Here is an 18,836-nt window from a genome sequence, read left to right on the forward strand (position 1 = left end):
CTAAAGCATTTGGAAAACGAGTTGCGAATGGCCAAGGCAGCGGCGGAAGAACTTGCAACGCATGACTTCTTGACGGGACTTCCCAATCGGCTGCTCTTGAACGACAGAATAGTGCAAGCGCTTTCATCGGCTCGACGTTCTGGGCAAATAGTTGCGGGCATTAGCCTCGATCTGGATAGCTTCAAAAAAGTCAATGACCACTATGGACATGCCACAGGAGACCAACTTCTGGTCCAGGTCGGGTCTCGCATCACGGGTGCACTGAGGGAAAACGACACCGTCACCAGAATGGGCGGTGATGAGTTCTTTGTTCTCATCGGAGGAACCGAGTCTGTGGTTCAGGTAGAGAACATGGCCCAGCGTATTTTGGACAGCTTCCAAAAACCATTTCAGCTTTCTGAGGCAACTTTGTTTGTAACCTGCAGCCTTGGAGTTGCGGTCTGCAGCCATTGCTCAATAGAACCAGGCCAGTTGATTCAGCTGTCTGATCATGGGTTGCTGAAAGCAAAAGAGTTGGGCAAGAACAGATACGTAATGGAGCAGTTGTCAGGGCCGTCCACAGCGTCCCAAGCAGAGAACGCGTAATCAGCGTCAAAAAATGAAAAAGGGTCTGCACTTGCGTGCAAACCCTTCTCATATCTGGCTCCTCGACCTGGGCTCGAACCAGGGACCTACGGATTAACAGTCCGGCGCTCTACCGACTGAGCTATCGAGGAATGAAGCCTCAGATTATAGCGTAGTTTTTTGACTGCTTTCAACAGCAGCTGAAGAATTTACGCCTAATAGTGTGTGCAACCGCGTGCTGGTGGTCGTGTACTGCAGCAACAGCTTCTTGTCCGGAAAAATCAGCGGCGCAGCGCCAAAGGCGGCGAGCACGCATTCGTGAAATCCGCACAGGATGAGCTTCTTCTTGCCGGGGTAGGTGTTGACGTCGCCCACGGCAAAAATGCCAGGCACATCGGTGGCAAAGGTTTCGGTGTCGACCTTGATCTGGCGGCGTTCCATGTCCAAGCCCCAATGGGCGATGGGGCCCAGCTTGGGCGACAGTCCAAGTAGCACAACCATCAGGTCCGCGGACACTGACTGTTGCACACCTTCCGCGTTCAATATGCTGGCCGACGTCATGCGCCCGGCGTCGGTTTCCACGCCCGTGAGTTGTCCGGCCACAAAGCTGATGCGTCCATCTTCCAGCATGGTGCGAAATGTTGCGGTAGTGGCCGGCTCTGCCGTGAACACATTGCGCCGGTGCAATAGGGTCACGGATGCGGGCGGGCTTGCGGAGGTTGCCAGTTCAATGGTGGCAGAAAGTGCCGCTTCCGAGTCACCCAGAACCATGACCTTGCGGCCAGACCAGTCGGTTGGTTGTGGCAATGCGGTCAGGACTTGCGAGCCCTCCAGCGGGTGCAGCGCCTCCACGCCGGGCATGCGCGGCTGGAACGCGCCTACGCCTGCGGCAATGAAGAGTGCCTTGGTGAGGAACTGTGTGCCTTTGTTGGTGGCAACCAGAAGGCGCCCATCGGCTTGCTTCTCGACCTGGTTCACTAATTCGCCCAGGTGCAGCACCGGCCTGAAAGGGGCTACCTGCTTTTGCAGGTTGTCTATGAGTTCGCGCCCGGTGCACATGGCAATGCCGGGGATGTCGTAGATGGGTTTGTCGCCGTACAACTCAACGCATTGGCCACCCACGTAGGGCAGCGCGTCGACGATGTGGGCGGAAATCTCCAGCAGCCCAAGCTGGAAGGCCTGGAACAGCCCGACCGGCCCGGCACCTACGATGACTGCATCGGCCTCTATCAAGCCGGGCTGAATGTCAGCAGACATGCCGGACGGCGCCTGCGCTCAGCGAATCAGCTGGGACAGCTTGTCGGTGCGGTCTTTCCACTCTTCAGCTTCTGGCAGTGGCGCCTTGCGCTTGGTGATGCTCTTCCATGAGGGCAGCACGGCCAGCTCTGCATTGAGCTTGATCATGTGTTGCTGGTCGCGCGGCACGTCTTCTTCAGCGTAGATGGCGTTCACTGGGCACTCAGGGATGCAGACAGCGCAGTCAATGCATTCGTCGGGGTCAATGGTGAGGAAGTTGGGGCCTTCTCGGAAGCAGTCCACAGGGCACACATCGACGCAGTCGGTGTATTTGCATTTGATACAGGCTTCAGTGACGATGTGTGTCATTTTTGGTTTTCAGGCAAAAGTTGGAAAGGGGGGCGCAGTCCGCCGAACCCCCGATTTTATTGGCTTTTCCCGACACCCCCGGCAATATGGTTACCGAGGCATGTCAGGCCGTTGCGATGCATCAATTCAACAGCAGCGCGCCCGATGTCTTGTGCGTGGCCGTATCTACCAGAATCAGGGAGCCCAGCACGCGGGACGTCTTGTAGGGAACGGCCGCAATGGCTTCCTGCAAAGCGATCTCGATATGCCCGATGGCATTTGGCAGGATCTGGGTTGCATCATGCTCTTCGAGCGTGTTGATGTCCAGGCTGTGCACGATGCGCTTGACCTTGGCCTTGATCCAGCGGTGTCCGTGCAGTGCCCAGTAGACACGTCCGGCCACGAGCGGCTCGTCGTCCATCCAGGCCACCGTGGCGCTGATCTCGCGGGTTGGCTCAAAGTGAGCCGGTGCGTCGTCGGCTGCCAGCAGCCAGTCGCCGCGGGAGACATCCACTTCGCGGTCCAGAATGATGCCTGCGCCGTGTCCGGCGGCCACGTTTTTCGGAACGCGTACATGGTTGAGCACCTGTGCGACCATGGCAGTCTGTCCGCTGGGCAGAATGGAGATGCGTTGTCCGGGCTGCACGCTGCCAGTGGCCACGCGTCCCCAGAACACGCGACGACCCTGGCTGGTGTCGCTGGAGGAGGAGAACTTTTCCACCCACTGCACGGGGAATGCAAACGGCACATCGGTTTCAGGTGCTGTGACGGGCAACTGCTCCAGAATGGTCAGCAGGCTGGGGCCGGTGTAGCCGCACCAGCCAGCCGAGGCATGCACCACGTTGTCTCCCTTGAGGGCAGAAATCGGCACGATGGCGGTCACCTGGATGCCCGCGTGTTCCGCAAACTGCTGCAGCGCTTGACGGATCTTCTGGAAGGCCTTGGCCGCATTGCCCGCGGTTTCCGGCCTGTCTGTCGACTCGAGCGCATCGAGCTTGTTCACGGCAAACACAATGCCAGGTACGCGCAGCAGATTCACCAGCAACGAGTGGCGACGGGTCTGGGGAAGCAATTCCAGATCGCCGTCTTCCTGCCATTTGAGTTTGGTGGCATCCACCAGCACCACGGCAGCATGCGCACTGCTGGCCGCAGTCACCATGTTGCGGGTGTACTGCTCGTGGCCAGGCGCATCGCCAATGATGAACTTGCGTGCTGGGGTGGCGAAATAGCGGTAAGCCACGTCAATCGTGATGCCCTGTTCGCGCTCGGCGCTCAGGCCATCGGTGAACAGGGCCAGATCGGCTTCACCACTCTTGGACACATTGGCCAGTTGGTCCAACAGCACCGAGCGGCTGTCTACCAGCAGGCGGCCGATCAGCGTGCTTTTGCCATCATCCACGGAGCCGCAGGTGATGAAGCGCAATGCGGACTGGGTGTCCACGCCTGTGGTGGATGTGGTTGTTGTTGTAGCGGTTGTCATTTCAGAAGTACCCATCTTTCTTGCGCTTCTCCATGGAAGCCTCGGAAGTCTTGTCATCCATGCGTGTGGCGCCACGCTCACTGACTTCAGCAGACAGCGTTTCAATCACGATGTCGGCGGCGCTGGCTGCCAGGCTGTCCACCGGGCAAGTGCAGGTGATGTCACCCACGGTACGGAAGCGCACGTCGCGCGACTCGACCACTTCGCCATCCTTGGCAGGGGTGAGCTCGGTCACCGGCACCAGCAGGCCCTTGCGTTCCACCACATCGCGCTTGTGCGTGTAGTAAAGGCTCGGCAGCGCGATTTTTTCGCGCTCGATGTATTGCCACACATCCAGCTCAGTCCAGTTGGAAATGGGGAACACGCGGAAGTGTTCGCCGGGTTGCAGGCGGGTGTTGAACAGGGTCCACAGCTCGGGACGCTGCGCCTTGGGCTGCCACTGGCCGAAACTGTCACGGTGGCTGAAGATGCGTTCCTTGGCGCGAGCCTTTTCCTCGTCGCGGCGTGCTCCGCCAATCAGCGCGTCGAAGCGGAACTCTTCGATGGCCTCCAGCAACGTGACCGACTGGTGCACATTGCGGCTCTCACCTGGGTGGGCCAGGCGCACGGTGCCGCGCTTCATGGAGTCTTCCACGCTGCGCACGATCAGCTCGGCGCCCAGTTCCTTGGCGCGGAAGTCACGGAAGTCGGTCACTTCATGGAAGTTGTGGCCGGTGTCGATCATCAGCAGCGGATAGGGAATGCGGCCCACGCCAAAGGCCTTTTCGGCGCACTTGAGCATGACCAGCGAGTCCTTGCCGCCAGAGAACAGCAGGGCGGGGCGCTCAAAAGCGGCTGCGACTTCGCGCAGGATGAAGATGGTTTCCTCTTCCAGCGCGTCCAGGTGCTGGTTGGAAAGCCGTTCGAAATGGTGTTGGTCGGTCATTGCGTTCATACAGATGCTTTGGCAGGTGGCAGGGCGGAAACGGGCAGCGCAGAAACTGCGGCCGTTGCGGCACCGTCGGCGTGTTTGACATGCAAGCCGCATTCCTTGGCGGCCTCGTCTTCCCACCACCACCGGCCAGAACGGAAGTCCTCGCCCAGGCTGATGGGGCGGGTGCAGGGCTCGCAGCCGATGCTGGGGAAGAAGGCGTCATGCAACGGGTTGTAGGCCACGTTGTGTTCCTTGATGTAGTGCCACACGTCGCCCCACGTCCAGTTGGCCAGCGGGTTGATCTTGGTGCGCTTCTCAGAGGTGTCCACCAGCGGTACGTCGGCGCGGGCACCGCTTTGCTCACGGCGCAGGCCGGTGATCCAGGCTTCCTTGCCTTTGAGCGCGCGTTCCAGTGGTTCGAGCTTGCGGATGGCGCAGCAAGCCTTGCGCAGGTCGATGCTCTTGTACATGGCGTCCAGACCTTCCTTGGCGACGAATTGCACCACGGACTCCTGTACCGGCGTGTACACCGTGACCGGCGCACGCGAGCTGGCCTTGAACTGCTCCAGCAGCTCCAGCGTCTGCTTGTGCAGGCGGCCGGTCTCCAGCACGAAGATGCCGATGTCGAGCTGCATGCTGTTGATGATGTGGCTGATGACCACGTCCTCTGCGCCCAGGCTGGAAGCCTGCGTCACGCGCACCGAACCACCATCCACGGCGGCGTATTGCGCCGCAGCTTGGGCCAGCACGCCCTGGGCTTCGGCCAGGTGCAACGTGTAGTCCTTGTGTGGGCGGGCATTCATTTCGATGGCGTTCATGCGGCGACTCCACGGCTAAAGACGGGTTGGGGGGTAACGGCATCACCCTGGTAGAAGGCGCGATAGCGGTCGAATTGCTTTTGCGCGAACTCCAGGTGCTGGTCAGCGCGCAGCACAGCCACGCTGAAGCCTTGACGCTCCATTTGCACCAGTTGGTCGATCAGCACATCGCCGGTGGCGCGGATCTCACCCTTGAACCCCGCGCGGCGGCGCAGGTAGAAGGCCTGGGTATAGGCACGGCCATCGGTGAACTTCGGGAAGTGCAGGTCTATGCGCTGCACACCTTCGAGCGCCAGGGTGCGCGGGTCTTCGGTATTGGCCACCACCAAGGTGTTGGGCACAGGCTCCTGTGTGCTGGGGTCTGCGGCGGAAAGCAGTTTCATGGTCAGATCAGTCATCGGTTTCTCAGGCTTCCTGGGCGTCACGGGCATAGCCGGGCGTTTTGGGCAATTGGTTCATTTCGGCGTGCAGGTCCACCAGACGGGCCGAGTTGGCCGCTGCCTTGAAGGGGTCCATGCCGACGCGGCGCAAGGTGTCGATAAAGGTTTCGCGGCCATTGCGATGCAGCCTGAAGGTGTCCAGTACGGCCTCGATCACACCGGGGATTTCGCCGGCGCCGAACGATGGGCCCACGACCTTGCCCGGAATGGCCGGGCCGCTCAGTGCGGAGCCGTCGGAGCCGCCCAGTGATACCTGGTACCACTCCTTGCCATCCTTGTCCACGCCCAGAATGCCGATATGGCCGCTGTGGTGGTGACCGCAGGAGTTGATGCAACCGCTGATATGCAGATCGATCTCGCCCAGGTCATGCAGCTCGTCCATGTCCTGGTAGCGCTCGGTGATTTGGGCCGCAATGGGGATGGAGCGCGCATTGGCCAGCGCGCAGAAGTCGCCACCCGGGCAGGCAATCATGTCGGTGAGCAGGCGCACGTTGGAGCGGGCCAGACCGGCGTGGCTGGCGGCAATCCAGAGAGCAGGCAGGTCCTGCTCGCGCACCCAGGGCAGCAGCAGGTTCTGGTCGTGCGTGACGCGCACTTCACCGGCGCTGAATTCGTCGGCGAGGTCGGCTGCGGTGTCGAGCTGGTCGGCATCGGCATCGCCGGGGGCCTGACCCAGGCGCTTGTAGGACAGTGTCACGGCGCGCAGTGCGGGGTCCTTGTGCGCTGCCACGTTCTGCTTGAGCCAGCGCTCGTAATCGGCCTGGCGTTCGGCAGGCACCTTGCCGCTGCGGGCTGGTGCATTCAGATCCAGCGCAGGCGGCACAAAGCAGGCGGTCACGCGGTCCAGCTCGGCTTGGGTGATGGTGTGCGGCGCGCCGTCGCGGGTGATGATTTCCTGGTACTCGGCTTCCACCTCATCGATGTAGCGCTGGCCTTCGGCCTTGACCAGGATCTTGATACGCGCCTTGTACAGGTTGTCGCGGCGGCCCCAGCGGTTGTACACACGTACAACCGCTTCCAGGTAATTCATGATCTGGTTCCAGGGCAGGAACTCGCGGATGGTGGTGCCGATGACCGGGGTGCGGCCCATGCCGCCGCCCACCAGAACCTTGAAGCCCAGTTCGCCCGCCTCGTTGTGCTTGAGGTGCAGGCCCACGTCATGCCAATAGGTGGCTGCGCGGTCCTGGGTGGCGCCGGTGATGGCGATCTTGAACTTGCGTGGCAGGAAGGCGAACTCGGGGTGCAGCGTACTCCACTGGCGCATGATTTCTGCAAACGGACGCGGGTCGGCCAGTTCGTCCGGAGCCACGCCAGCCAATTCGTCGCTGGTGATGTTGCGGATGCAGTTGCCGCTGGTCTGGATGCCGTGCATGTCCACGGTGGCCAGCAGGTCCATCACGTCGGCGCTCTTGGTCAGGGGAATCCAGTTGAACTGCACGTTCTGGCGGGTGGTGAAGTGGCCGTAGCCGACCGGCAGGTGCGTGGTGCCCCAGGTGGCCTGGGTGCCAATGGCCTTGTCGAACACTTCCTTGGACGGGTGGTCGTATTCGCGGGCGATGCGTGCCAGCACGCGCAACTGGCGGCTGGCCAGTTCGCCGTAGGGCACGGCCACGCGCAGCATGGGCGCGTAGCGCTGGATGTACCAACCGTTTTGCAGACGTAGGGGACGGAAGTCGTCGTCACTCAAGGTACCGGCCAGATTGCGCTCCAGCTGGTCACGGTGTTGTGCAGCCCGGGCGCGTATGAATTGGCGGTCAAATTCGGTGTATTGGTACATAGATCAGAAGTCCGCTTTAAAGAGCGATGAGTTTCAGGCCCGCATAGGCCAACAAAAATGAAAGCAGCGAGCGTATCAGGCGTTCGGGCGCCTTGGGGGTGAGGTGCGATCCGACCCAGATGCCAGGTAGGGAACCGGCCAGCAGCGCGCCCAGCATGGGCCAGTCCACCGAGCCGATGGAAGCGTGTCCCAGACCGGCCACCAGCGTCAGCGGAACCGCGTAGGCAATGTCGGCGGCAATGATGCGCGGCAGGGGCAGCAAGGGGTATAGCAGCATGAGGACAGTCACGCCGATGGCGCCGGCGCCCACGGAGGTCAGGGTCACCAAGGTTCCAATCACGGCGCCGAACAGCAGTGGCAAGCTCCAGTGTTTGGGTGTGGCAGCCAGAATTTCCTGACCCAGGGCCACGGTCTTCGGGCTGGTCTTGCCACGAATGGCCTTGTACAGGGTGGCCACGGCGGTCAGCAGCAGGGCGCAACCCAGGGTGGTGGTCATGACGGCCTGCACTTGGGGGTCTGCCGGGCCCACCACATGCAGCACATACAGGGTGATGAGGGAAGCAGGAATGCTGCCCGCCGACAGGTTGCGGACCACTATCCAGTCAATGCGCCCGGAGCGCGCCATCTTGATCGTGCCGCCCATCTTGGTGAATGCGGCAAACAGCAGGTCCGTGCCTACAGCCAGATAAGGTTTGATGCCGAACAGGAAAATCAGGATGGGCGTCATCAGCGAGCCGCCACCGACACCGGTGAGACCCACAATGGCGCCAACAAAAAAGCCCGCAAGGACGAACGGTAGTTCATGCATGCGGGCTAATGTAATTTTGTTTGCTTAGATAGAAAACGATATTTTGGCTATACCTATATATGAGTTGCGAATAAGCTTCCTCAGTTTCAGTATGTGCCTCGAAGCTCCCGCATGCGCTCATCAAAGTAACTGCCTACGGTATAGCGCTCGGAAAGCACCACATCGCGACGCGGATGCAGAAATAAGGGTAGGGAGATGCGCGACTTGGTTGCCGCCTCGCCCGTGGGATTGAGCACCCGGTGCAGGGTGGACGGGTAGTACTTGCCGGAGGCTTCTTCCAGCATGTCGCCGATGTTGACGATGAGCAGGCCGAAGTCGCAGGGCACGTCCTGCCACTGGCCATCCTTATCCATAACCTGCAGGCCGGGTTCGGTAGCGGCCGGCAAAATGGTCAGCAGGTTGATGTCGCCATGGGCCGCCGCACGCACGGCGCCGGGTTCTTCGTCTCCGGTCAGCGGTGGGTAGTGCAGGACCCGCAGCAGGGTGTGGTCGCTGCCCTCCAGCATGCGGGGCAGGGGCATGGAGTAGCCCGCCTTGACCTCTTCCGGTGAATACTCCTCCACCCAGCGCAGCAGGGTGGCTGCAAGCTGGCTGCCTTGGGCGTGGTAGCGGCGCGCTGCGTCCGACACTTCAGCGGGATAGCGGCCCCAGGGGTAGATGTGGAAGAACTCCTTCACGTCCTTCTTGGAGTGGTTCTTGGCGGTTTCGGACACTTTGGGCGAAAAATAGCCGTCGTGTTTGACCGGATCGTTCGGGTAATGGTTCTTGGCATCGCTTTTGAAAAAGGCCAGCCATTCGTCGTAAATGCCCTGCACCATCGTCTGGTCCAGTGGATGGTTCTTCAGCACGCCAAAGCCGGTCTCGTGCAGGCTTTTGCAGAAGTCTTGTGGGGCCGTCGGGCTCAGAAAATCAACAACGGGTAAATGCATGGGGTTCTCCTTTACTTGGTCAACCAGTCGCGCATCAAGGTGTCTTCCACCAGCTGGCGGCTGGCCTTGGCGTCCACCCGCATACAGGCTTGGCTGAGCGGAATGTCAGCGCCCCAGCCACCGTGCGGGTAATGCAGGTTTCTGCGGCGCAAAATGGTCTGCCCCTGGGCGAGGCCATCGATGGCGACCCGGATGCGGCCGGTTTCGGTGGTGAACAGTTCGGGGTTGGTCAGGTGCACAAAGGCCAGCACATCGTGACCGAAGCAGCCATGGATGGTGGCTACATGCGGATACAGACCACTGTAGAAGTCGGCATAGAACTTGACCGCGTGCAGCAGTGTGTCGGTAGCCGGGTGCTGGTGGTGCTGGGCCACGCGCTCAAAGAGCGACACGGGCAGGATCACCTGGTGGGTTACATCCAGCCCCACCATGGTGAGTTTCCAGCCAGCGGTAAACACCAGGTCGGCGGCGTGCGGGTCATTCCAGATGTTGGCCTCGGCCACTGGGGACACATTGCCGGGCTCCAGCACGGTTCCTCCCATCAGAATCACTTCATGCACCAGTTTGGGCAATTCCGGGTCCAGCTTCAGGGCCGTTGCCAGATTGCCCAGCGGGCCAACTGCCACCAGCGTAATTTCCCCGGGGTGCGCCCGCACGGTGTCCACGATGAACTGGGCCGATGAGCGTGGGTCCAGCGTCTTGCCGTGTTCCTGCCGGTCCAGCAGATTGCCCAGGCCGTCTGCCCCGTGAATGGAGTCTGGGGGTGCCTCGGAGTGTTTGTACCAGGGCTTGGCAACGCCTTGGGTCACGGCAATGTCGTGACCGGTCAGCGCGGTGAGGTACAGCGCATTGGCTGCGGCCTGTTCCACATACACATTGCCAAAGGTGGTTGTGATACCCACCACGTCCACATCCGGGTGCGCCAGCGCGTAATAAAGCGCCATGGCGTCATCCACGCCGGGGTCGGTGTCGAAAATGACTTTGCGCGGTTTGTTGCTTTGCATGGTGTTTAGTGGATGCCGCATAGGGAACGCAGGGCGCTCAGGCGGTCTGGTGTATTGACATCGGGCTGGTCTCGCAAAAGTTGCGCGACCTCGGCCGCTTCGGGAATGCTGGATTGTGCCCCGAGGCGGGTGCAGGCCAGTGCTGCGGCGGCGCTGGCGTAGCGCAAGGCGTCCGTCATGCTCTGGCCTTGGCTCAAGGCCGCAGCCAGGCTGCCACAGAAGGTGTCCCCCGCGCCCGTGGTGTCTACCGGGGTGACCTTGAACGAGGCCTGCAGTTGCAATGCCCCCTGATGGCGGGCGACACAGCCGTGAGCGCCCAAGGTGACCACCACAGTGGGAACGGGCAATTGCTCCAGGCACTGGGCCACACTGCCGCTGCACTGGCTGACCAGTGCCAGCTCGCCTTCGTTGACGAGCAGCACATCCACCAGGGCAATCAATTCCTGCGGCAGTACCCGCGCCGGGGCCGCGTTCAGCACCACCGTCACACCCGCCTTGCGGGCTGCCTGGGCGTAGGCCAGGACGCTGTCCATGGGCGTTTCCAGCTGCAGCAACAGGTGCGTGTAGCCAGTCAAGGCGGGCAGATGCTCCGGGCGCAAGGTGGCGTTGGCGCCAGGCGCCACGGTGATGGCGTTTTCCCCGGAGTTGGCCACGCAGATGAAAGCCGTCCCCGTGGGCTCATCGGTACGGCGCACGGTCAACAGCTTGACACCCGCACCTTGCAGTGAGTCTTCCAAAGGTGTGGCAAATGTGTCCTGCCCCAAGGCCACCAGCATGTGGGTGGTGACACCGCCGGCGCGGGCACAGGCCACCGCCTGGTTGGCGCCTTTGCCACCGGGGAAAGTCTTGAAGTCACGGCCCAGTACGGTTTCCCCCGGGCTGGGGATGTGATCAGCCCGAACGACAAAGTCCAGGTTGGCGGAACCAGCCACCAGTATCATCACGCGCCTCCTACGTTCTTAAAGCGTTGTATTGTGCCGTTTAATCCATCCATGACCACGTCTGCCAAGTCTCCCTATGTCGCCCTGGTCGGCGGCGCCAATATGGATATATCGGCGCATTCGCATGCGCCCATGCGTGCGGGGGACTCCAATCCGGGCGTCGTCACCTGCAGTCCTGGTGGCGTGGCGCGCAATGTGGCGGAAAACCTGTGTCGGCTGCAGGTGGATGCGCGATTGCTCAGCGTCCTGGGGGACGATACCTTCGCCCTGGTGATGCGGCAGTCAGCGCAGGCCATTGGCCTGGACATGCGCGCCTGCGCCACCCTGCAAGGCCAACGCACCGCGACCTACGTGTCCCTGCATGGTGTGGACGGTGACATGGGCGTGGCGGTGAACGACATGGCCATACTGGATCAGCTCACGCCCGAACGGGTGCTCAGCCACGCCAGTTTGCTGGAACACGCGCAGGCCATCGTGGTGGACTGCAATGTGCGCCCCGATGTGCTGCAAACCCTGTGCGACCACTGGCCACGGCAAGCCATTTTTGCCGAGGCCGTTTCCGTGGCCAAATGCCACAAGTTGCTGCCAGTGCTGCCGCACCTGCATACCCTGAAAGCCAACCGGATGGAGGCGCAGGCCTTGAGTGGTGTGGAAATCTCCACGCCGCAATCGGCCTGTGAAGCAGCACTGGCATTGCACGCCCGCGGTGTACGGCAAGTGGTCATCAGCCTGGCTGAGAACGGAGTGGTCTGGTGTGATGCAGACGGCATCACCGGTCGCAGGGCGGCACAGCCTGTCCAAATGCAGAGCGCCACCGGGGCGGGCGACGCCTTGTTGGCTGGTCTGGTGTATGCCTACCTGCAGGGCATGCCGCTGGATCGGTCGGTGGCTTGGGCCATGGCCTGCGCTGAACTCACGCTATCAAGTACATTCGCCAATTCGCCGGAGCTCAGCGTGGCTGCGGTGCAGGCTCGACTCGAACAACATACTTTATGACCCAAACTTCCTATCTGGACATTGCCCCCGAGGTACAACAGGCCCTTTCTCGGGGCGCTGCCGTAGTGGCGTTGGAGTCCACCATCATTTCGCATGGCATGCCGTATCCGCAGAACGTGGCCACCGCCTTGCAGGTGGAAGACGAGGTGCGTCAGCACGGCGCGGTGCCCGCCACCATCGCCATTGTGAACGGCCGCCTCAAGGCCGGCTTGTCGCGCGACGAGATCGAGCAGCTCGGCAAGGCCGGGCACGCCGTCACCAAAGTCAGCCGCCGCGACATCCCCTTCATCATTGCCAGCAAGAAAACCGGTGCCACCACGGTGGCTGCCACCATGGTGATTGCTGCCATGGCTGGTATCCGCGTGTTTGCGACCGGAGGCATTGGCGGCGTGCACCGCGGTGCACAGGAAAGCTTCGATGTGTCAGCCGACCTGCAGGAGTTGGCGCAAACGCCAGTTGCCGTGGTGTGTGCCGGTGCCAAGTCGATTCTGGACTTGCGTCTGACCCTGGAATACCTGGAGACGCATGGCGTCGCGGTGGTGGGCTACCAGACCGATGCACTGCCTGCCTTCTTTACACGCGACAGCGCCTTCAAGGTGGACTATCGCCTGGATTCTGCGACCGACATTGCCGCCGTGCTCAAGGCCAAATGGGCCGTGGGCCTGCAGGGTGGCATGGTTGTTGCAAACCCCATTCCCGAGGCTTTCGCCATGCCGCGTGACGCCATTGATCAGGCGATCGAGCAGGCATTGCGGGAGGCACAAGAGCAGGGCGTTTCAGGCAAGGAGTCCACACCTTTCTTGCTGGCACGCGTGTGTGAAATAACCGGTGGAGACAGTTTGGCTTCGAATATTCAGTTGGTGTTGAACAATGCGCGCCTGGCGTCTGCCATTGCCGTGGCCTACAACGCCGCCTGAAATCGAGGCTTTTGCATGGCTGCGCAAAAAATCATCATCGATACGGATCCCGGGCAGGACGATGCGCTGGCCATCCTGTTGGCGCTGGCCTCTCCCGAGCTGGACGTGCTGGGTATCACTACGGTTGCGGGCAATGTGCCTTTGCCCCTGACGCAGAAGAACGCGCGCAAGATCTGCGAACTGGCAGGCAAACCGCACACGCCTGTGTATGCCGGTGCCAGTCGGCCCATGGTGCGTCCTCTGGTGACGGCTGAACACGTGCATGGACGCACGGGTCTGGACGGTCCGGATTTGCCCGAACCGGTCATGCCTTTGCAGGCCCAGCATGCGGTGGATTTCATCGTGCAGACGCTGCAGAGCCAGCCTGTAGGAGCAGTCACGCTGTGCACCCTGGGGCCGCTCACCAATGTGGCACACGCCCTGCAGCGCGCGCCCGAGGTGGCATCACGCATCCGGCAGATTGTGATGATGGGCGGCGGCTTTTTTGAAGGCGGCAACATCACTCCGGCGGCTGAATTCAACATCTATGTGGACCCGCATGCCGCCGACGTCGTGTTGCGCAGTGGCATCCCCCTGGTGCTCATGCCACTGGACGTCACACACCAGGTCCTGACCACGCGCAAACGGGTGGATGCCATCGGCGCACTGGGCACACCGGTAGCCAAAACCTGCGTGGAGTTGCTGGAGTTTTTTGAGCGTTACGACGAGCAGAAGTACGGCAGCGATGGCGGCCCCTTGCACGATCCTTGCGTGATTGCCTATTTACTGCAGCCAGAACTGTTCCAGGGCCGCGACTGCAATGTGGTGGTGGAGACCGGCTCGGAATTGACCATGGGCATGACCGTGGTTGACTGGTGGGCTGTGAGTGGCAGGCCGGCCAATGCCAAGGTCATGCGTACGGTGGATGCCGATGGATTTTTCAGTTTATTAACCTCGCGCCTGAAAACCCTATGAGGGTGGCGCAGTTTTTTTCGCTAACATCATTTCTTTAACCCGCAATCAACGGAGATTTGTCATGCAACACAAGAGCATTCTGAAACTGAGCGTACTCGCCGCCTCGCTGGCCGCAAGCTTTGCTGCCGTGGCCGAGCCCGCCATCATTTATGACCTGGGTGGCAAGTTCGACAAATCGTTCAACGAAGCCGCTTACAACGGCATGGAAAAGTGGAAGAAGGACACGGGCAAGAAATACCTCGAGTTCGAAGTGACCAACGAATCCCAGCGCGAACAGTCCGTGCGCCGCATGGCTGAAAAGGGCGCCAGCCCCATCATCAGCGTGGGCTTCTCGCAGGCTTCGGCCGTGGAGAAGGTCGCCAAGGAATTCCCCAAGCTGCAATTCGCCATTGTGGACATGGTGGTGGAAGCCCCCAATGTGCAGTCCGTCGTGTTCAAGGAACAGGAAGGCAGCTTCCTGGTAGGTGCCATGGCTGCCATGGCCAGCAAGACCGGCAAGGTCAGCTTCGTGGGTGGTATGGACATTCCCCTGATCCGCAAGTTCGAGTGCGGCTATGAGCAGGGCGCCAAGTTCGCCAACCCCAAGGCAGAAGTGTTCCAGAACATGACCGGCACCACGGGCGCTGCCTGGAATGACCCGGCGCGTGGCGGTGAGCTGGCCAAGGCCCAGTTTGCCAAGGGTTCCGACGTGGTGTTCGCAGCCGCTGGCGCCACCGGTACCGGCGTGTACCAGGCCGCCAAGGACAGCGGCAAGCTGGCCATCGGTGTGGACAGCAACCAGAATCACCTGCAACCCGGCACCATGCTGACCTCCATGCTCAAGCGCGTGGACGTGGCCGTGTACAACGTTTCCAAAGAGTTCAAACCCGGCATCACCGTGCTGGGCCTGAAGGAAGGTGGCGTGGACTACGCCATGGACCAGAACAACGCCAAGCTGGTGACTGCCGACATGAAGAAGAAAGTGGAAGCCGCCAAGGCCGACATCATCAGCGGCAAGATCAAAGTGGCCGACTACATGGCTGACAACGCTTGCAAATATTGATGCTGGTCCACGTTCCTGGCCATTCGGCCGGGAACGCTTTGAGGTATCTGAACTGAATGACTGATTCCGCACCCCTGGCGGTGCACATGCGGGGCATCCACAAGCGCTTTGGCGCCGTGCAGGCCAATGTGGATGTGCATCTGACTGTGCGCGCCGGTACCGTCCACGGTCTGGTGGGCGAGAACGGTGCAGGCAAGAGCACGTTGATGTCGGTGCTGTACGGCTTCTATCGTGCGGAATCGGGCTCCATCTCGGTGTTCGGCAAAGACGCCGAAATCCACAACGCGGATGACGCCATTGCCTTGGGCATTGGCATGGTGCACCAACATTTCATGCTGGTCGATACCCTGACGGCGCTGGAAAACGTCATGCTGGGGGCCGAGCCGCACTGGCTGCTGCAGCGCGCCACGTCTACTGTACGCAGCAAGCTCGATGCGCTGATGCAGTCCACCGGGCTGCACGTCAAGCTGGATGCACTGGTGGCCGATCTGGCCGTGGGCGACCGGCAGCGGCTGGAGATTCTCAAGGCCCTGTACCGTGGCGCCAAGGTGCTGATCCTGGACGAACCCACGGCCGTGCTGACACCGCAGGAAACCCTGCAGCTGTTTGACGTGCTGCGCGGTCTGCGCGACCAAGGCACCACCATCATCCTGATCACGCACAAGCTCAAGGAGGTCATGGGGCTGTGCGACTTTGTCACCGTCATGCGCAGTGGTCAGGTGGTGCAGGAGTTGCCCATTGCGGAAGCCACCATTGAAGGGCTTGCGGAGTCCATGGTGGGGCGCAAGGTCAACATGGGTCGTGTGGACGGCGACTCCCGCCAGCGCGGCGAAGTTCTGCTGGATGTTCGCCGTGTGGAAGTGCGTGATTCCATGCAGGTGCTTCGGCTTTCGGATATTGACCTTCAGTTGCGTGCCGGAGAGATCGTTGGCGTTGCGGGCGTTTCTGGCAACGGCCAGAGCGAGCTGCTGGATGTGCTCAGTGGTCTGTTCACGCCCAGTCGCGGGGACCTGAAGCTAGGCATACACCATTTCACGCCACAGCACTGGCTAGACCCGTTGACCGCGCGCAACCTGGGCGTGGCTCACGTGCCGGAAGACCGGCATGCACGCGCCTTGGTGATGGACTTTGCCGCCTGGGAGTCGGCCGTGCTGGGCTACGAAAACCTGAGCGCCTACAGCGACGGCCCCTGGATGGCCCATGGCCGCATGCGCCAGGCTACGGTGGAGATGATGGAGCGCTTCGACGTGCGCCCGCGCAATCCGGCACTTGTGTCGAGCAAGTTCTCCGGCGGCAACCAGCAAAAGCTGGTGCTGGCGCGGGAGCTGGGCCAGGCACCCCGCATCCTGCTGGTCGGCCAACCCACACGCGGCGTGGATATTGGCGCCATCGAATTCATCTACGGTCGCTTGCGTGCCATGCGGGACGCCGGTTGCGCCGTGCTGGTGGTGTCCAGCGAGCTGGACGAAATACTGGCATTGGCAGACCGTGTCATTGTGATGAACCAGGGGCGCATTGCCGGCGAACTCGCCATTGAAGACTGTACCGAGGCCGGTCTGGGCCTGTTGATGACCGGAGGTTCCCAAGAATGAGCGCAAACGTTCCCTTGCCACGCTGGGCCGATTTGGTGCTGCTGCCGGCCGTATGCCTGTTGGTGGCCCTGCTGGTGGCAGCCGGCGTGGTGAGTCTGGTAGGACAAAGCCCCACGGAGGTCATGGGCGCCTTGGTGCAGGGCGCGTTCGGCACGCTGCGGGGTGTGAGCTACACCATGTACTACGCCACCACCTTCATCTTTACCGGCCTGGCCGTTGCCGTCGCATTCCATGGCGGCCTGTTCAACATCGGCGGGGAAGGGCAGGCGGTGATGGGCGGTCTGGGCACCGGGCTTGCGGCCCTGTACCTGTCGCCCAGCCTGCCCATGTGGGCCATGTTGCCTGTCATGCTGTTGGCCGGTGTGTTGTTCGGGATGGTCTGGGCCGCCATTCCGGCGTATTTGCAAGCCTACCGCGGCAGCCATGTGGTGATTACCACCATCATGTTCAACTTCATTGCCAGCTCCATCCTGGTGTACCTGTTGGTGAACCATTTGCGCCCCAAGGGCACCATGGCGATCGAGAGCAAGGCTTTTGCGGAATCCGCCATCCTGCCCAGCATGCAGCACGCCATGGCCTGGTTTGGTGTGGAGTGGCCCGCCTCTCCATTGAATCTGAGCCTGGTACTGGCCCTGCTGGCTTGCGTGGGGGTGTACCTCTTCATGTGGCGCAGTCGCCCGGGTTATCGCCTGCGTGCGGTGGGTTCCAGCCCGAGCGCAGCGGAATATGCCGGCATCAATTCCAAACACCAGACCCTGATTGCCATGTCCCTGTCCGGCGCGTTGGCCGGCATGGTGGGTATGAACGAGATTGCCGGAGTCAGCGGCAAGCTGATTCTTGAATTCGTCAGTGGCGCCGGTTTTACCGGTATCGCTGTGGCGCTGATGGGGCGCAATCATCCGGTAGGCATTGTTTTTGCGAGTGTTCTGTTCGGTGCGCTTTTTCAGGGAGGTGCGGAAGTGTCCTTTGATGTGCCAGGCTTCAGTCGAGACATGGTGGTGATGCTGCAGGGCTTCATCGTGCTGTTTTCTGGCGCCATGACCTATGTCATTGCTCCCGTGGTGGGGGCGGCACTGCGTCTGCTTCCCGCAGGAGCCCGAAATGGATGAAGCTTCCCTGGGGGCCATGCTGGCGTCCACCTTGCGCGTGTCGACTCCGCTGGTCCTGTGCGCCTTGGCGGGCCTGTTCTCCGAACGCTCCGGTGTGGTTGATATTGGTCTGGAAGGCAAGATGCTGTTCGCCGCCTTTGCGGCCGGCGCTGCCGGTGCCGCATTCGGCTCCACCTCCATTGCCTTGCTTGCGGCCATGGCGGTCGCCGTGCTGTTGTCGTGGATGCACGGGCTGGCTTGCGTGAGCTACCGGGGTGATCAGGTGGTGTCGGGTGTGGCCATCAACATCATTGCCGTGGGTCTCACGGTGGTGCTGGGCATTGCCTGGTTCGCCCAAGGCGGGCAGACGCCGCCCGTGGCCACCAGCGTGCGTATCCAGCCGCTGTTTCCGGATGCAGGCACTTGGCTGAGTTTTGTTCCGTTTGTAGGGCGCGTGCTGGGTGAAGGGCTGCTTACGCACAGTGCCCTGGTGTATTTCAGCTATGCGCTGGTCCCGGCTGTGTGGTGGCTGCTGTTCCGGACCCGGTTTGGATTGCGTTTGCGCGCAGTGGGTGAGAACCCGCAGATGGTGGACGCGGCAGGGGTTTCAGTGAAGCGCCTGCGCTACACCGCGCTTACGCTCAACGGCATGCTGTGCGGTCTGGCTGGAAGCTACCTGGTGCTGGCCCAGAGTGCCAATTTTTCGCAAAACATGACCGCCGGGCGCGGCTTCATGGCGCTGGCGGCGCTGATCTTTGGACGCTGGCATCCAGTCGGCGCATTGTGGGCTTGCCTGTTGTTTGGATTTCTGGATGCGGCGGCCATTCGCATGCAAGGCGTTCCCTTGCCGGTGGTGGGAGAAGTGCCGGTGCAGTTCATCCAGGCCTTGCCCTATGTGCTGACAGTGGTGTTGCTGGCCGGGTTCATTGGCAAGGCAGTGGCACCTCAGGCACTGGGCCGCCCTTATCTGAAAGAACGTTAGTTAGCGG

19 protein-coding genes and 1 tRNA gene are annotated in these 18,836 nt (G+C 61.4%); 8 read left to right on the forward strand and 12 right to left on the reverse strand.

Features of this window, described 5'->3' with window-relative positions:
• The coding region (locus tag AC1RMF_RS07220) for a diguanylate cyclase domain-containing protein (RefSeq protein ID WP_493140800.1) at positions 1 to 585 on the forward strand (585 nt) is incomplete at its 5' end.
• A 55-nt stretch (positions 586 to 640) separates the two neighbouring features.
• On the opposite strand, the gene AC1RMF_RS07225 is transcribed toward AC1RMF_RS07220, so the two are convergent.
• The 12 genes from AC1RMF_RS07225 to AC1RMF_RS07280 all read right to left on the reverse strand — a co-directional run bounded on the left by AC1RMF_RS07225 (position 641) and on the right by AC1RMF_RS07280 (position 11,258).
• Positions 641 to 716: transfer RNA gene (locus tag AC1RMF_RS07225), tRNA-Asn, on the reverse strand.
• 13 nt (positions 717 to 729) lie between these two features.
• A complete protein-coding gene (locus AC1RMF_RS07230) occupies positions 730 to 1,821 on the reverse strand; it encodes an NAD(P)/FAD-dependent oxidoreductase (RefSeq protein WP_493140802.1) in 1,092 nt (363 codons plus the stop codon).
• Between the two features lie 18 nt (positions 1,822 to 1,839).
• Positions 1,840 to 2,169: a ferredoxin FdxA gene (gene fdxA / locus AC1RMF_RS07235; protein ID WP_342617575.1), complete on the reverse strand. Its 330-nt coding sequence runs from the start codon at positions 2,167 to 2,169 to the stop codon at positions 1,840 to 1,842.
• Positions 2,170 to 2,290: 121 nt separating this feature from the next.
• The gene (locus AC1RMF_RS07240; RefSeq protein ID WP_493140804.1) at positions 2,291 to 3,628 is read right to left on the reverse strand and encodes a sulfate adenylyltransferase subunit 1; all 1,338 of its coding nucleotides are present in this window, start codon (positions 3,626 to 3,628) and stop codon (positions 2,291 to 2,293) included.
• 1 nt (position 3,629) lies between these two features.
• Positions 3,630 to 4,562 carry a sulfate adenylyltransferase subunit CysD gene (gene cysD / locus AC1RMF_RS07245; protein WP_342617577.1) on the reverse strand — a complete coding sequence of 311 codons (933 nt, stop codon included), beginning with the start codon at positions 4,560 to 4,562 and terminating at the stop codon, positions 3,630 to 3,632.
• The gene (locus AC1RMF_RS07250; RefSeq protein WP_493140806.1) at positions 4,559 to 5,359 is read right to left on the reverse strand and encodes a phosphoadenylyl-sulfate reductase; all 801 of its coding nucleotides are present in this window, start codon (positions 5,357 to 5,359) and stop codon (positions 4,559 to 4,561) included. The genes cysD and AC1RMF_RS07250 overlap by 4 nt, the downstream gene beginning before the upstream one ends.
• Positions 5,356 to 5,742 (reverse strand): DUF934 domain-containing protein, encoded by a 387-nt coding sequence (locus AC1RMF_RS07255; RefSeq protein WP_493140808.1) that lies wholly within the window; start codon positions 5,740 to 5,742, stop codon positions 5,356 to 5,358. The genes AC1RMF_RS07250 and AC1RMF_RS07255 overlap by 4 nt, the downstream gene beginning before the upstream one ends.
• Positions 5,743 to 5,764: 22 nt before the next feature.
• On the reverse strand, positions 5,765 to 7,576 hold the full coding sequence (locus AC1RMF_RS07260; RefSeq protein WP_493140811.1) for a nitrite/sulfite reductase: 1,812 nt from the start codon (positions 7,574 to 7,576) through the stop codon (positions 5,765 to 5,767).
• A 16-nt stretch (positions 7,577 to 7,592) separates the two neighbouring features.
• Positions 7,593 to 8,384, reverse strand: coding sequence for a sulfite exporter TauE/SafE family protein (locus AC1RMF_RS07265; RefSeq protein WP_342617581.1), 792 nt, complete (start codon positions 8,382 to 8,384; stop codon positions 7,593 to 7,595).
• Between the two features lie 86 nt (positions 8,385 to 8,470).
• Positions 8,471 to 9,313: a 2OG-Fe(II) oxygenase family protein gene (locus AC1RMF_RS07270; protein WP_493140815.1), complete on the reverse strand. Its 843-nt coding sequence runs from the start codon at positions 9,311 to 9,313 to the stop codon at positions 8,471 to 8,473.
• Between the two features lie 11 nt (positions 9,314 to 9,324).
• A complete protein-coding gene (locus tag AC1RMF_RS07275) occupies positions 9,325 to 10,317 on the reverse strand; it encodes a nucleoside hydrolase (protein ID WP_493140820.1) in 993 nt (330 codons plus the stop codon).
• A gap of 5 nt (positions 10,318 to 10,322) precedes the next feature.
• On the reverse strand, positions 10,323 to 11,258 hold the full coding sequence (locus AC1RMF_RS07280; RefSeq protein ID WP_493140822.1) for a ribokinase: 936 nt from the start codon (positions 11,256 to 11,258) through the stop codon (positions 10,323 to 10,325).
• A gap of 51 nt (positions 11,259 to 11,309) precedes the next feature.
• On the opposite strand from AC1RMF_RS07280, the gene AC1RMF_RS07285 reads away from it, so the two are divergent.
• The 7 genes from AC1RMF_RS07285 (at position 11,310) to AC1RMF_RS07315 (ending at position 18,829) form a co-directional block, all read left to right on the forward strand.
• Positions 11,310 to 12,254 (forward strand): carbohydrate kinase family protein, encoded by a 945-nt coding sequence (locus AC1RMF_RS07285; protein ID WP_493140824.1) that lies wholly within the window; start codon positions 11,310 to 11,312, stop codon positions 12,252 to 12,254.
• Positions 12,251 to 13,171: a pseudouridine-5'-phosphate glycosidase gene (locus AC1RMF_RS07290; protein ID WP_493140826.1), complete on the forward strand. Its 921-nt coding sequence runs from the start codon at positions 12,251 to 12,253 to the stop codon at positions 13,169 to 13,171. The genes AC1RMF_RS07285 and AC1RMF_RS07290 overlap by 4 nt, the downstream gene beginning before the upstream one ends.
• Positions 13,172 to 13,186: 15 nt before the next feature.
• Positions 13,187 to 14,125: a nucleoside hydrolase gene (locus tag AC1RMF_RS07295; protein ID WP_493140828.1), complete on the forward strand. Its 939-nt coding sequence runs from the start codon at positions 13,187 to 13,189 to the stop codon at positions 14,123 to 14,125.
• A gap of 61 nt (positions 14,126 to 14,186) precedes the next feature.
• Entirely contained in the window at positions 14,187 to 15,167 is a 981-nt protein-coding gene (locus tag AC1RMF_RS07300) for a BMP family lipoprotein (RefSeq protein ID WP_493140830.1), read from the forward strand.
• Positions 15,168 to 15,223: 56 nt separating this feature from the next.
• On the forward strand, positions 15,224 to 16,759 hold the full coding sequence (locus AC1RMF_RS07305; RefSeq protein WP_493140832.1) for an ABC transporter ATP-binding protein: 1,536 nt from the start codon (positions 15,224 to 15,226) through the stop codon (positions 16,757 to 16,759).
• Positions 16,756 to 17,868: an ABC transporter permease gene (locus AC1RMF_RS07310; RefSeq protein ID WP_493140834.1), complete on the forward strand. Its 1,113-nt coding sequence runs from the start codon at positions 16,756 to 16,758 to the stop codon at positions 17,866 to 17,868. The genes AC1RMF_RS07305 and AC1RMF_RS07310 overlap by 4 nt, the downstream gene beginning before the upstream one ends.
• Entirely contained in the window at positions 17,861 to 18,829 is a 969-nt protein-coding gene (locus AC1RMF_RS07315) for an ABC transporter permease (protein ID WP_493140836.1), read from the forward strand. The genes AC1RMF_RS07310 and AC1RMF_RS07315 overlap by 8 nt, the downstream gene beginning before the upstream one ends.
• The last annotated feature ends 7 nt before the right edge of the window (positions 18,830 to 18,836 follow it).

It is taken from the genome of Rhodoferax sp. GW822-FHT04A08 (genome assembly GCF_058801025.1).